Source organism: Planktothrix tepida PCC 9214 (assembly GCF_900009145.1).
In the GTDB taxonomy this organism is placed as follows: domain Bacteria; phylum Cyanobacteriota; class Cyanobacteriia; order Cyanobacteriales; family Microcoleaceae; genus Planktothrix; species Planktothrix tepida.
This window is the reverse complement of the sequence record NZ_LN889782.1, coordinates 1,125,166-1,139,110: the sequence shown is the minus strand read 5'-3', so window position 1 is coordinate 1,139,110 and position 13,945 is coordinate 1,125,166. Positions and strand designations below refer to the sequence as shown.

General features: G+C 39.2%; 12 protein-coding genes and 1 pseudogene. 3 read left to right on the top strand and 10 right to left on the bottom strand.

What is annotated here, in order from left to right; all coding sequences use genetic code 11:
* Positions 1 to 141 precede the first annotated feature (141 nt).
* Entirely contained in the window at positions 142 to 639 is a 498-nt protein-coding gene (locus tag PL9214_RS07935; protein ID WP_072718232.1) for an HNH endonuclease, read from the bottom strand.
* Between the two features lie 333 nt (positions 640 to 972).
* Between PL9214_RS07935 and alr the strand changes: the two genes are divergently transcribed.
* Entirely contained in the window at positions 973 to 2,193 is a 1,221-nt protein-coding gene (alr, locus tag PL9214_RS07930; RefSeq protein WP_072718231.1) for an alanine racemase, read from the top strand.
* Positions 2,194 to 2,266: 73 nt separating this feature from the next.
* On the opposite strand, the gene PL9214_RS07925 is transcribed toward alr, so the two are convergent.
* From PL9214_RS07925 to PL9214_RS07895, 7 genes are all read right to left on the bottom strand, one after another.
* On the bottom strand, positions 2,267 to 4,057 hold the full coding sequence (locus PL9214_RS07925) for a mechanosensitive ion channel family protein (protein ID WP_072718230.1): 1,791 nt from the start codon (positions 4,055 to 4,057) through the stop codon (positions 2,267 to 2,269).
* Between the two features lie 95 nt (positions 4,058 to 4,152).
* Positions 4,153 to 5,103 (bottom strand): DNA cytosine methyltransferase, encoded by a 951-nt coding sequence (locus PL9214_RS07920; protein ID WP_072718229.1) that lies wholly within the window; start codon positions 5,101 to 5,103, stop codon positions 4,153 to 4,155.
* Positions 5,100 to 6,299, bottom strand: coding sequence for an FAD-dependent monooxygenase (locus PL9214_RS07915; RefSeq protein WP_072718228.1), 1,200 nt, complete (start codon positions 6,297 to 6,299; stop codon positions 5,100 to 5,102). The genes PL9214_RS07920 and PL9214_RS07915 overlap by 4 nt, the downstream gene beginning before the upstream one ends.
* Before the next feature lie 87 nt (positions 6,300 to 6,386).
* Positions 6,387 to 7,277, bottom strand: a complete 891-nt coding sequence (locus PL9214_RS07910) for a phosphatidate cytidylyltransferase (protein WP_072718227.1) — start codon at positions 7,275 to 7,277, stop codon at positions 6,387 to 6,389.
* A 139-nt stretch (positions 7,278 to 7,416) separates the two neighbouring features.
* On the bottom strand, positions 7,417 to 8,016 hold the full coding sequence (gene cbiT / locus PL9214_RS07905) for a precorrin-6Y C5,15-methyltransferase subunit CbiT (RefSeq protein WP_072718226.1): 600 nt from the start codon (positions 8,014 to 8,016) through the stop codon (positions 7,417 to 7,419).
* A gap of 67 nt (positions 8,017 to 8,083) precedes the next feature.
* A complete protein-coding gene (locus PL9214_RS07900; protein ID WP_072718225.1) occupies positions 8,084 to 9,550 on the bottom strand; it encodes an aminotransferase class I/II-fold pyridoxal phosphate-dependent enzyme in 1,467 nt (488 codons plus the stop codon).
* Between the two features lie 11 nt (positions 9,551 to 9,561).
* Entirely contained in the window at positions 9,562 to 10,575 is a 1,014-nt protein-coding gene (locus PL9214_RS07895) for a DNA cytosine methyltransferase (RefSeq protein WP_072718224.1), read from the bottom strand.
* Positions 10,576 to 10,775: 200 nt separating this feature from the next.
* Between PL9214_RS07895 and ychF the strand changes: the two genes are divergently transcribed.
* Both ychF and PL9214_RS07885 read left to right on the top strand, forming a co-directional pair.
* Positions 10,776 to 11,867, top strand: a complete 1,092-nt coding sequence (gene ychF / locus PL9214_RS07890; RefSeq protein WP_072718223.1) for a redox-regulated ATPase YchF — start codon at positions 10,776 to 10,778, stop codon at positions 11,865 to 11,867.
* A gap of 150 nt (positions 11,868 to 12,017) precedes the next feature.
* Entirely contained in the window at positions 12,018 to 12,386 is a 369-nt protein-coding gene (locus PL9214_RS07885; protein WP_072718222.1) for a phage holin family protein, read from the top strand.
* A gap of 160 nt (positions 12,387 to 12,546) precedes the next feature.
* Here PL9214_RS07885 and ssuE read toward each other — a convergent pair whose 3' ends face one another.
* Both ssuE and PL9214_RS07875 read right to left on the bottom strand, forming a co-directional pair.
* Positions 12,547 to 13,110 carry an NADPH-dependent FMN reductase gene (ssuE, locus tag PL9214_RS07880; protein WP_072718221.1) on the bottom strand — a complete coding sequence of 188 codons (564 nt, stop codon included), beginning with the start codon at positions 13,108 to 13,110 and terminating at the stop codon, positions 12,547 to 12,549.
* 56 nt (positions 13,111 to 13,166) lie between these two features.
* Positions 13,167 to 13,850: pseudogene (locus PL9214_RS07875) on the bottom strand (ATP-binding cassette domain-containing protein); the annotation flags it as partial.
* Positions 13,851 to 13,945 lie beyond the last annotated feature (95 nt).

Sequence of the window (13,945 nt, the reverse complement as noted above, 5' to 3'; positions counted from 1 at the left end):
AATTACGAATTACAAATTACAAATTACGAATTACAATTTTTAATTCTTAATTCTTAATTCGTAATTCTTAAAAAATCAAGAACCAAGCAACACCCGCAACCCGACTAACAAAAAACCCCTGTACTTGATATAGACAGGGGCTTAAAGACCAATTATATATTTTTGCCACTCTTTGTTCATGCCACTTTTGACGTGCTTCGTCACTTCAAAATAAAGGCTGCTGTAGGGTTTTCGCGGGGGTATCCGCAAGGTCATCCCAGCCTCTTTTGGTGTGCGACTGCCCTTCCTGACATTACACTGAACACAAGCAGACACCAGATTTTCCCAAGAATCTCCTCCACCACGAGAACGCGGAATCACATGATCTAGGGTTAAATCATCTCCGGTATATCCACAGTATTGACAGGAATGACTATCCCGGTGCAATATATTTCTTCGGGTTAGTGGAATATCTTTATAAGGAACCCGAACATAATGGCGAAGTCTGATCACGGTTGGAAATGGAAAATCGGGAAAAATAAATTTTCCATTATGCTCAACCTGTTCGGCTTTTTCTTTGAGCAACAAAATAACCGCCCGTCGCCAAGTCGTGATATTGAGTGGCTCATAGGAGGCATTCAAAACTAACACATTACCCATTGTCTGGATTCTGCAATAAGATTTGACCGATATTAACACAGCTTAACGTCTTCAGGGGTTAAACGGCAAAATACGGCGAAGTCAATTCATAAACTGTTACTTGTTTGATGACTGAGAAGTCTCCAGCCCGGTGAATGAGCAAGATTGATGTTCAAACCTAGACTTGTATCTGTCTTTTTCTTGCTGTTCCCTATTCCCGGTTGCCTGTTCCCTGCTATAACAACAGATTGCGGAAGGTTGACAATAGAGTAGAAAGCTGTAAATAACTGATAGGACAATTCTATTGATTAGGAATTGTCAATTCTAATTCTGGGTTGAGGAGTGAATTAAAATATGGTGAGCGGAAAATCGATTTCGATTGCAAACACAACGAATCAATCCCTCGATTCATCGTTGCACAATTCCGAGATAGAGGTTGGAATTCGTCAACGGGCGTGGGTTGAAGTAGATTTAGAGGCACTGGGGGAAAATGTTCGCCAAATTAAACGGTTATTATCTCCCCAAACCCATTTAATGGCCGTTGTGAAAGCGGATGCCTATGGACATGGGGCAGTTTCAGTGGCGAAAACGGTTTGTCAGGCAGGCGCGGAATGGTTAGCCGTGGCGACCCTTCCAGAGGGGATAGAATTACGAGAAGCCGGAATTAAGAAACCGATTTTAGTGTTGGGGGCGATACATACTGCTGGAGAAGTACAGGCCATCGCCCATTGGCAACTACAACCCACATTATGCACCCCCCAACAGGCTTTATTATTCTCAGAAACCTTGAGTTCATTAAATCAATCTTTAGGGGTTCAAATTAAGATTGATACGGGAATGTCGCGGTTAGGAACTCCTTGGCAACAAGGGTTAGAATTTTTTCAATTAGTCCAACGATTACCGAATTTAGAATTAGCCGGAATTTATTCCCATTTTGCCACAGCAGATAGCCCTGACCCAACCATAATGCGACAACAACATTATCGTTTTGAAAATGTTGTTAATGAAATTCGAGACCATTGGCAATCTGATACTCATTTGAAATTTCCGGTATTACATATTGCTAATTCCGCCGCGACCTTAGCAGATGCTAATTTACATTATGATATGGTACGCATTGGATTAAGTCTTTATGGTCTTTATCCGGCTCCTCATTTAGAATCGGCTGTTACTTTAAAACCCGCGATGCAAATTAAAGCACGGGTAACACAAGTTAAAACCATTGAAGCTGGCACAGGAGTCAGTTATGGCTATCAATTTATTGCGAAAAAACAAACTCGTATTGCTGTTGTTGGAATCGGTTATGCCGATGGAATTCCTCGAAATCTATCTAATAAGATCAAAGTATTAATTCGGGGTCAATGGGTGACTCAAATTGGAACAATTACAATGGATCAAATCATGTTAGATGTCAGTGATATTCCTGATTTACAAGTGGGAGAAGTGGTCACATTATTAGGTCAAGATGGAGATTATTCGATTTCGGCTGACGATTGGGCTAATATATTAGGAACCATTTCTTGGGAAATTCTCTGTGGTTTTAAACATCGGCTTCCTCGAGTTAATATAAAATAATAATCACCTAATAAACCGAGTTTCTGATGTTAGGGATAGAATCAAATCAGAATTTTTGATTCAGAAACCCGGTTTATTCATCAGTGTACCCGTTATTAACAGATTGTTGATTTAACCACTGAGCAACTTCGGGTAAGAATACAGCTTGTTCATGCCGTCCAAATTCAATTCCTTGTTGCTCAAAAGCCAATTTTAAGCGACGACGAAATTCACGAGCAATTGTCCATTGCGTTCCCGGACGGGTTTTAATTCGCATTTCCAGTTCAACACCTGCATCTGCTAAATCACTTACCCCTGTCAAAAGAACCGGAGTCAGAATTGAATTTTGCCAGTCGGGTTCGTTTGCCATTTCTTCAATCACTTTTTTCATGATATCCAAGGCAAAATCAATGTCGGTTTGGTATGTAATTGTTGTTTTAAAATCAATTCTTGACCAGTCTTTAGTTTGATTGTGAACAATACTAATACTTCCGTTAGGAAGAGTGGTTAAACGTCCTTCTTTCCCGCGAATTTGAGTAATGCGTAAGTTCATATATTCTACATAGCCGGATGTTTCACCAACCGTAATATAATCTCCGACGGCATACTGATCTTCCAAGAGAGTGAAAATTCCATTTAAGACATCTCGAATCAAATTTTGAGACCCAAAGGATAAGGCTAAACCTATAATTCCTAAACCAGCAACGACAGGAGCAACTGGGATTTCAAGGGAGTCTAAAGCAACAATAAAACCTATGGAAATCCAGATGGCTTTACTAACGCCTTTTAAAACAACACTATAAGTAGAAAAACGGAGTTCTTGACGCTGAGAGGCAGTGGAACTCAGATTAAAGTTTCTATGTTCATCTTGGAAGGACTTTAAGAGATAGTCAATCAAAAGGGTACTGATTCGGATCGCTATCCCCACAAGAATTACAATAATTAAAATAGACAAAGGATCTCGACTCATCCAATGGGCAAAAAATCGAGTTTGAGGGAATAATCTAGCAATTTTCCAAATAGTAAATGCCCAAATTAAAAGTTGAATGAGTTTTAAAACCAATTTCTTAAATTGATTGGTATTGTATCTTGTGTGCCACTGTTGTAGCTTAGTAGTGATTTCAGAAATTGATGCTGAATCATCAGAATCAGTCAGATTATTCGTGATCTGATTTTGTTCTAAAGTTAATTCCTGCTTTTTATCATTTAGATTTTGTGTCTTTTTGGATAAGTTTTTCTGGAGCAAATAAACCGCAAAACTCAATAAGGATGAAACTAAAATTAAACCCAATGACCATAAACTCGCTTGATATAAATAAGCGGGCTGGCGGTGTTCATAACCTCGCATTAAAGCTTTTTTAATGATTGTTGCTAGTTTATCAGACCAAACTTGAACAGAATAACCATTATATTCTGCATCTTGAGGAGTCACCGTGAAAATGACTCTTTCTTGAAGTTGATCCTGATCAGATACTAAAATCTGGCTATTCCCTTGATTATCTGTTTTAACAGTTATGGTGAGAGTATCAGGATTAAAGCCTTTAGCAAAATTGCCTCCATACAATCGATTATCTAAAATTCCATGAATTTCATTTTCAATGAGCTTGGCTCTTTGGATAATAGAGGGATTGTTTTGTTTTTTATCCGCCTCTATGGGAATTTTCATAGCCACTCGAAATAACTCGTAACCGTCAACAATAACAGGTGCTGAAATTAGATTTCCGACCTGAATGACAGAGGTTACAGGGTTAATGGCACTCGGTAAAGCATCTTGAGCGAAGGTTACTGGAATGCCCCAAGTCGATATTAAAGCGAACAGAGAAATTCCAAGTGCTACAATCAGTTGAGAAAAGTGACGCTTCTGAAGTCTTAGTGTTTTTAACATAGATACACTGGAGTGGGAATTTTTACTCGTGGTTAGTTAAAATGTTTAAGTTATTATATATCATTGACCTATCAAGATCAAATCGTTTTTCTGCGTTAATAATTGACACATTTTATACCTTCAGTAGAAACACAATCGTGAATTAAGCAGCGACCGACATATTCGGCTAATTTTACAGGGACAGCATTGGCGATGATTTGTTCGAGGTGGGTTTTACTTCCGGTGAAAATAAAAGTCTCTGGAAAAGTTTGTATATAACTTCTTTCGAGGGTAGTTAAGGGACGAACTTCCGGGGAAATTAAAGCGGAGTCTCCGGGGTGAGGTTGATAGGTTTTAGGAATAGGTCTATTCACACTTCTAATAGTAGGACTAGGTTCATCAATGCTAAAAATTCCACGTCGTTGATAACTTCTGGGGTGTCGATAATAATGCTCAATATCTAAGGGTTTACTAATTTGGTTAAAATAGTCTCGGATTGTTAATGATTTTGAAGATAAATTGGCTTCTAAACTTTGTTTGAATTGGTCATCTTTTCCTTGAAATTCTCCTATCCAAAAAAAACGTTTCCTAATTTGAGGAACTCCGCATAAACTTGCATCTAAGATGATTTCACTTAACCCATAATTAGCCGATCTTAAAAGAGTTTTTGCTTGTTTATATTTCTGAGTTTTAATAAATCGAGCCACATTTTCCATGATAAAAAACTGAGGCTGAATGGTAGCTACAATTTCAGCAAAAACTAAGGTTAAATCTCCTCGCCCTAAACTTTCATCTCGTTTTCCGGCGCTGGAAAAGTCTTGACAGGGAGGGCCCCCAACAATAATATCGGCCTTAAACATTTTAAAATTTGAGAAATCGCCCTGTAAGTTGCCTAAATCCATTAAAAAACTGGGATGTTTAAAATTTTTTTGATAGATATCAAGAGCCAATTTCCAGTTATCAAATCCGGCAACAATATTAAAGCCAGCGTTTTGTAATCCCAGGGATAATCCCCCACATCCACAGAATAAATCAATGACTCTGAATTGAGTTAATTTTAGACTCATGGTTTAGGTTGGTAATCAAACAACCATTTAAACTGCAAGTCCGCCAACCGAGTTGGAGTCAGTTTGTAAATCCAATTTCGCAACCAACATCCAATAGCCGTATCTGCTTGTGCTAATGTAGCAATTTGTCGGGAGGTGTTGAAAACGCGAGTGACTCGTTGACTGCGATGGGCTTCAAATTCTCGTAACAGTTCAGAAACATTATCTGCACTTCCGGTATGAACAGACAGTTGTTTCGCCAATTCAAACCCATCTTCCACCGCCATGCAACCCCCTTGACCTAACGTCGGTAAAACGGGGTGTGCCGCATCTCCAATTAAAGTAACTCGTCCTTGACCCCATTGGCTTCCCAAGGGGGCTCGGTCTACAATATCATCTCGGTAAATCTTCTCCGGGTCTAATGCGTCAATAATGGCAGGTATGGGTTCAGCATAGTCTTGAAAAATGGAACGTAACGCCTTTAAGGAACCCCCGACTGCATCGTCATTTCCCCCGGCTGAGGTGTTGTTAAAGGCATAGAAGGCGAACCGACCCCCACCGACATCAAAATAGCCGAACCGATGACCCTGACCCCAGAATTCTGCCCAACTGTAGCGGGAATCTAGGGATAAACTAGAGGTGTTGAAGTATCCTCTCCAGCAACAAGTACCACTATAAACAGGCTCTTCTAAGCGTTCCTGATCTTGAAGTCTAGCCCGCACCTTGGAGTAAAGACCATCAGCACCCACAAGGATATCCCCCTCAACGGTGCTACCATCGGAAAAACTAACCCGCACCTGGTTTCCGATGTCTTCAAAGTTTTCAAAGGCGACTCCTGGGTGTACGATTTCGGGGGGTAAGGTTTCATACAGAATTTGCTGAAGTTCCGGTCGCAGCAGACATACCCCTAAGTCGTCTTCGCGGATAAATTCAGGGGAGTTGATATAAAGGGGGTCTCCAGTTTGACTAAAAAATCCACCTTTGAGGATTTTGCCTCCCTGTTGGTAAAAACGCTGAGAAAGCTGTCCTGAGTTTAGGAGTTTATAGACTCTTAAAGCATTGTGTTGAATAAAAATTCCTCCTGGCCCTGAAAGCATGGCTTTGAGGTCACGTTTATCATAGAGTTCAACGGAAATCCCCTGATGTAGACAAGCATGGGCTAGAGTTAAACCCCCCATCCCACCTCCGATAATAATCACCTTGAATTCTGAAGCCATATTATTAATAATTGATGTTGTTTGTGTTGAGTTATTCGTGAGTTTATTCTCGTTACTGTTACTGGTAAATTTGTCTTCAGAAGATGTTTAGGCTAATAATAAAGGTAAAAATAAGGTGATAAAGTAATAGACTAAAGGGGCGGTAAAGACATAACTATCAGCCCGGTCTAAAATTCCGCCATGACCGGGAATGAGTTGACCCGAATCTTTTACGCCTGCATCTCGTTTCATTAAAGATTCGGTTAAATCCCCTAATAAACTGGCAATTCCGATTAATAATCCCAGGATTAAACCTGCCCAGGGAAACCCTGGCCATTGTAACAACCAAGATCCTAATATGGCTACAACAATACTTCCTAAAACCCCAAAAATTGCTCCTTCAACGGTTTTTTTCGGACTAATATCCGATAGGCGAGTCCGTCCAAAACACTTACCAAAAATATAAGCTCCAATATCCGCCGCCCAAATACAGCTAAAAGCTAATAAAGTTGCAGTTAATCCTTGGGATAAATTAGGAAATGATAAATTCTCTAACCAATGTTCATTAAATGTAATGGGACTCGCAAAGGCTTTTTCTAATAATGTATGGGGTTCAAGTCCAACTCTTAACCGTACCCAATAGCTGGGTAAATATCCTCCATAAAATAAACCTAAAATTGAGGAACTAATATCAGCAATTGTTGATAATTTCGGTTGAAATAAGAGATAAAAACAAATGAGCGTTCCGGCTAAGGCGAACATCGCATCGACTAAAGTTGGAGAAAATGCCGCCGTTAACAATAAGGCTTGACTTACCACTAAAGTTGTTTTCCCCGCAGGTTCTATTCCTTTAGCCCGGACTAATTGAAAATATTCTAATTGACCTAAATAGACAATCACACTAAAACCAAGGGTAAAATACCATCCTCCAAAAATGAGCATTCCCAAAGCTAAAATAATTGCTATAATTCCACTTATAATGCGAGACAAAGAAGGCATAGTGTTAGAAGTCAGGAGTCAGGAGTCAGGAGTCAGGAGTCAAAAGTGAGTAAAGACGATCCATAGTGCGTCTGTATAGGAGTTAGGATATTCTAAAGAGGTACCATGATACGTCTCGATAGGGGTTTAGATTTTGAATTCAATCTATTTTTTCCCCACTTAAAATAAACAGGGGATTAACAGCCTCAAAGGTTTGATGATTTCCCCTTTTTTCTAAGCGATTCATGGCAGATTGAACTACTTCCACATTACGGACTTGTAATTCAGCAAACCCTTCAGAAATAGCATAAAGAGTTTCTAAATTTGATGCAGTCGCCACAATTCGTCCGTGAGGTTGTAGATATTTCCAAACTTCATTTAAAATCGCTTTAATGGGTCGCCCTCCTTCCAAACAAACCCGATGGGGAAGATAGGAAATATCCTGTAAACAATCTGGGGCGTTCCCTTCAATAACATCAACATTTTTAACTTCAAACCGTTCACAATTCAGCCGAATTAAATTCGCCACATCTTCATCCCGTTCAATGGCAATAATTCGACCATGAGGACATAATAACCCCGTTTCCACCGGAATTGTCCCAGTACCTGCCCCAATATCCCAGACAATTGAGTCGGGTTGTAGTCGCATGAGAGACACTAATAATAACCGAACTTCTCGCTTACTCAACGGAATACCCGGTAACCGTTCAAATAAATCATCAGGAATACCAGGGGTGACATAGGGCCAAAGTTTGGACATTTTTGGGGCTTGGTTTAAAGTTGTAATGATCAGCTTAGGGATAACTGAATCGATGTCTATTATTGATTTAACCTTTAACAATTTTAAGCTGTTGCAGGTTCGGATCGCTACATCCTGTTATTTTCCCACCCAAAGCTATCACTTGTTGCAAAAATTTTAGTGCATCAGAGGTCACAATTTCACCAGGCATTAATACTGGGATACCCGGTGGGTAAGGACAGATCATTTCTGCACTGATGCGCCCAATACAGTCTGCTAGGGGACGCTGTTCTGTTGGGGCAAAAAAAGCCTCTCGACAAGAGCAAGGGGGTATGGAGGGCAAGTTATGGGGTGTAGGGAAGAAATTTTGACCGGGGGTGGTGATGGGAGGGTGTTGAATAGAAAGGGTTTTGAGTGCGTTAATCAGTTGTTCAATATCGGTTTTCGTGTTTCCTAAACTGATAATAAAGGTGAGGTGATGAAGACTGGGAAGTTCTGCGGTAACGTGGAATTGTTGACGGAGAATTTCATCGGCTTCATAACCACTGATTCCTAAGTCTGAAACCTTAACGGTTAAACGAGTTAAATCTAAGGTAACACATCCTGATGTAGGTTGAAAGTCAGGTGTTCCAAAACTAGATAAACCTGGAATATTATTAATTTCAGTTCGGGCAATTTTAGCTAAAGATAGGGTTTGACTCATTAAATCATAGCCTTGGGTTGCTATTTGTTGACGAGCCGCATCTAATGAGGCTAATAAAATATAATTGGGACTGGTCGATTGAACGAATTGTAAGGTTTGGGATAATCGTTCTCGGTTAATAAGATTTCCCTGAACATGAAGCATGGAAGATTGGGTGAGGGAACCTAAAACTTTATGGGTTGATTGTATGGTTAAATCTGCTCCAGCTTTTAAGGCTGATAGGGGTAAATTAGGATGAAAATTAAAATGGGCACCGTGTGCTTCATCGACAATTAAGGGGATATGATATTGATGGGTAATTTTAGCAATTTCGGTAATATTTCCACAAATTCCTTGATAGGTCGGATACACCATTAAGACGGCTTTCGCGTCGGGGTGTTGTTGTAGGGTTTGAGCAATAATTTCCGGGGTGATACTATAGGTTAAGTCCCAAGTTTGATTATAGTCGGGTTGTATAAAAATTGCGATCGCACCGGATAAAATCAACCCAGAAATTACAGATTGATGTACATTTCGAGGAACTAAAATTTTATCTCCGGTTCCACAAATGGCTAAAATTGCTGCAATAATTCCCGCCGTTGAACCGTTGGCTAAAAACCATGTTTGTTCAGCACCAAATGCTTCAGCAGCTAAAGCTTGAGCGTCTGCTATGACACCTTCAGGATTAAATAAATTATCGAGTTCGGGTAATTCGGGTAAATCCGCTTTAAAGAGTTGGGTTCCTAACAGTTCTATTAATAACGGTGAAGTTCCTTGTCCTCGTTTATGTCCAGGAGCATAAAAGGGAGTATCGGGTTGATTAGCACAATTTTTTAAGGCGGTTAATAAGGGGGTTTGAGATTGTTCTAACATTGAATAATGTTCTATCCTAATAAACGCTGATGTTCAAAAATATCAAAAATTTGTTCTTTAATCTGAATTGCAAGTTCTTGGAATAAAGGAATACAGATAGAATTTCCAATCTGTTTATAACATTCTCCTAAATTGGAATGCAATTTAAAGGTATCAGGGAATCCCATAATTCTATAACATTCTTGGATGGTTAACTTACGAACTTGATTTTCTTCGGGAATATAAATAAAGAAACGTCCCGATGTTTCCTGGGATGGAATAGTAGGATGGACTCCATCAATGGAGTAAATTCGATTTGGTTGGTGATGTACCCTCGATAAATGTTCAGTATTCGGCCTGATTCCTTTTTTCCAGATATTTTTATTTCGATATCCTACAAAAATTAAACCAGATGACTGCTGTTTATAACCTTCAATTAATGTATAATCTTCCGGGTTTAAGTAGTCGAATTTCCCCTTTTTATCTAAAAAATATCTTAATTTAGGCACAGGATAAACCCTTTGCAGTTTTGAAAAAGAAAATTTTTTATCTTTGCAAGCAATAATAATTACCCGTTCTCGATTTTGAGGAAGTCCGAAGTCTTTAGCATTCAATAATTGATAATCTACAAAATAGCCTAAATCTTCTAAGGAATATAAAATAGTCTTAATGGTTCTCCCTTGATCATGATGTAACAAATGCTTGACATTCTCCAAAACAACAACCCTAGGATGATGGGTTTCTATAATTTCGCAAATATGAAAAAATAAGGTTCCTCTGGTATCTTGAAAGCCTTGACGTTTTCCACAAATACTAAAGGGTTGACAGGGAAAACCTGCCGTTAAGACATCAAACTGAGGAATATTCTGATAATCAATTTTAGTAATATCTTCCTCTGGCTGTTCTCCAAAATTGTCGAAATAAACCGATTGACAGGCGGGATCTTTTTCGCAAGAATATACGCATTGATAACCCGCTTTTTCAAAAGCCAGCCTAAATCCCCCAATTCCTGAAAATAAATCTGCTATTTTAAGAGATTGACTCATATTTTTACTCGATATTGTCTGTCTTGCAAATCATTATGAACTTTTAATTATAACTAGCGAGCGAGGACGCTCGCACTGCATTAATTTTATATTACTGTAGCGTAAATTGTGTTAAATTATAAATTTGTTAAATTTGTCCCCAAACAGTTTATAATTATAAATTGATAGTCTATTGAACGTTTAACTCAACCATCGAACCCATGCTAAGAGCCGGAATTGTTGGACTTCCCAACGTTGGTAAATCGACATTATTTAACGCTTTAGTTGCTAATGCGAAGGCGACTGCGGCTAACTTTCCCTTTTGTACTATTGAACCGAATGTCGGCGTTGTCGCAGTTCCCGATGAACGGTTGAACGTTTTAGCAAAAATTTCTAATTCTGAACAAATTATTCCCACTCGAATTGAATTTGTTGATATTGCAGGATTAGTAAAAGGAGCGAGTCAAGGAGAAGGGTTAGGAAATCAATTTTTATCCCATATTCGAGAAGTAGATGCCATTGTTCATGTCGTGCGCTGCTTTGAAAATGATGATATTATTCATGTAGCGGGTTCTGTTGATCCCTTGCGTGATATTGATATTATTAATTTAGAATTAGCCTTATCAGATTTAGCCCAAGTTGAACGACGTATTGACCGTGCCCGCAAACAAGCAAGAACCAGCAAAGAAGCTCAAATTGAAGTCACCGCTTTAGAAAAAGTTGCAGTATTATTAAATGAAGGAAAACCCGCCCGTCAAGCAACATTAACCGAAGAAGAAATAGAAGCCGTTAAAGGGTTAGGGTTAGTCACACAAAAACCTGTGATTTATGCAACAAATGTGTCAGAAGATGATTTATCAACAGGTAATGAACAGGTTGAAAAAGTCCGAGAAGTCGCAAAATTAGATAATGCTCAAGTGGTAATTATTTCAGCCCAAGTGGAAGCCGAATTAGTGGATTTATCCGAAGAAGAACGAGCGGACTTTTTAGCGTCTTTAGGCGTAGAAGAAGGGGGTTTAAAATCCTTAATTAGAGCCACTTATGAATTATTAGGATTACGCACCTATTTAACCACTGGCCCGAAAGAAACTCGTGCCTGGACAATTAAAGCCGGAATGTCTGCACCCCAAGCCGCCGGAGTTATTCACTCTGATTTTGAACGGGGATTTATTCGGGCGGAAACCGTTGCGTATAAAGATTTAGTGGCGACAGGTTCGATGACGGCGGCGAAGGAAAAAGGGTTAGTTCGTAGTGAAGGAAAAGAATATATTGTTCAAGAAGGAGATGTGATGTTATTCCGATTTAATGTTTAATGTTTGAACCTTCTCCCTATCGAGTTGGGGAGAAGGTTGTATAAATTTTTATTAAGAAAAAATAAAGATTTTATCGTTTTATCTTGAAACTGTGATCACTTAGAGTTGAGGGTGTAAAATCAAGCTTTATCAGAAATTGGAGTTTGGAAAATGTTAGTCAGTTTGTTAATTGCTTGGTTAGTAACAGCCGTCAGTTTATATCTAATTGCTCAACTCAGTCAATTTACTGGTGTTGAAATTAATGATTTTAAAAAAGCCTTGATTTCTTCGGCGGTTTTTGGACTGGTTAATGCTTTAGTACGCCCTCTTTTAGTCTTAATTTTCCTCCCAGCAACTTTAATTTTTGCAGGATCTTTTATTACATTTATTCTCAACGTTGTGATGTTTGCCTTAGCGGCTAAACTGGTGGAAGGATTTAGCTTACGGTGGGGAATTTGGAGTGCTGTAATTGGGGCTTTAGCTTTGAGTTTTATTAATTCTCTTCTGTTTCAGGTCTTAGCACAAGTCGGTATTAGATAATTTTCATTGAATCTTACCAGAGAACCCAGAATATCACCCTAGGGATGCACCTTTAATCTGTGTCTAATAGACTAGGATTTCAGGGTTGATTAATGCTAATAATGTTGTCCTAAAAAAGTTGAATTAGGGCTGAATAAGTTTCAGCCCCAAAACATAAAATTTATGCCGGAATTAATTTTTCGGTAAGGTTAGATATCTGCTCAACGGTTTGTCCTAAATCGTGAACCGATTTTTGTAAGCGTTGTTCAATCTCTTCATCTAATAAAAACCCCCCATTTTCTTGACGTTGAATTTGTTTATCAACTGCATAAACCCCATTTAATAAATATTCCGCGCCTAATTCTGATAAAATAGGTTTAAGAGCATAATCAATACTTAATAAATGGGCAATTGTTCCCCCAGTAGCGATGGGTAAAATCACTTTACCTGATAGAAATTTAGGCGGTAATAAATCTAAAAAGGATTTTAATACCCCAGTATAAGCCGCTTTATAAACAGGTGTAGCAACAATTAATCCTGATGCAGCTTGAATTAAGGCTTTTGCAGGTTCTAAAGCCGGACTATCATAGCGTCCAAAGATTAAATCTTCTGAAGGGAGATCTCGAACGGAAATTAAATCGGTTTCAAACCCATTTTGAGCCAGTAAATTTAGGGCATATTCGACAATTCCATAAGTCCGAGAAGGATGGGAAGGACTGCCTGCGATCGCTACAATTTTTGCCATTAGAAAAACTCCTATGTTAGAATTTAAAACATGAATAGATTCAATTTAAAGATTTCTTATTGATATCTTGGTGAACCTAATCCTGCTAATTGAAATGGGTTTTGAACAGAAGAGTGACTCTTTAAAACCCGTGCTAAAATTCGTTCAACTAATCTGGCAACGGTCGGATCACCGCGATGACGAGGACGAGAAATGGGAATATCTAAATCCATCGTGATTTGCCCTGCTTCTAATAACAAAACTCGATCTGCTAACACTACAGCTTCTTCAACATCATGAGTAATTAATAACGTCGTAAACTGCTTTTCTAACCACAATTGTTCAATCAAAGATTGCATTTCAATTCGAGTTAAAGCATCCAACGCCCCCAAGGGTTCATCGAGAAGGAGTAAACGGGGTTGACTCACCAACGCCCTGGCTAAAGCGACCCGTTGTCGTTGTCCCCCCGACAAAACGGCAATCCAGTCCTGAGCGCGTTCCCCTAAACCCACCTGCGTCAGCATTTCCAAGGCTTTCGGTTTCCAGTCTCCCCGCAATCCTAAACCCACATTTTCTAATACCCGCCGCCACAATAATAGACGGGAATCTTGAAACATCACCCGTGCAGTGGGATTGAGTTGATGCAGGGGTTCTCCATCGACTAAAATCCCCCCAGCCGTCGGATGATCTAACCCAGCAATTAATCGTAATAAGGTACTTTTTCCACAACCACTACGCCCGACAATCGCCACAAATTCTCCGGGCTTAATGTCTAAGCTCAAATGGGATAAAATAGAGGTTTGACCAAAGGATTTACTCAATCCTAAAAGTTTCACATCTGAGCCTCTAATTTTTG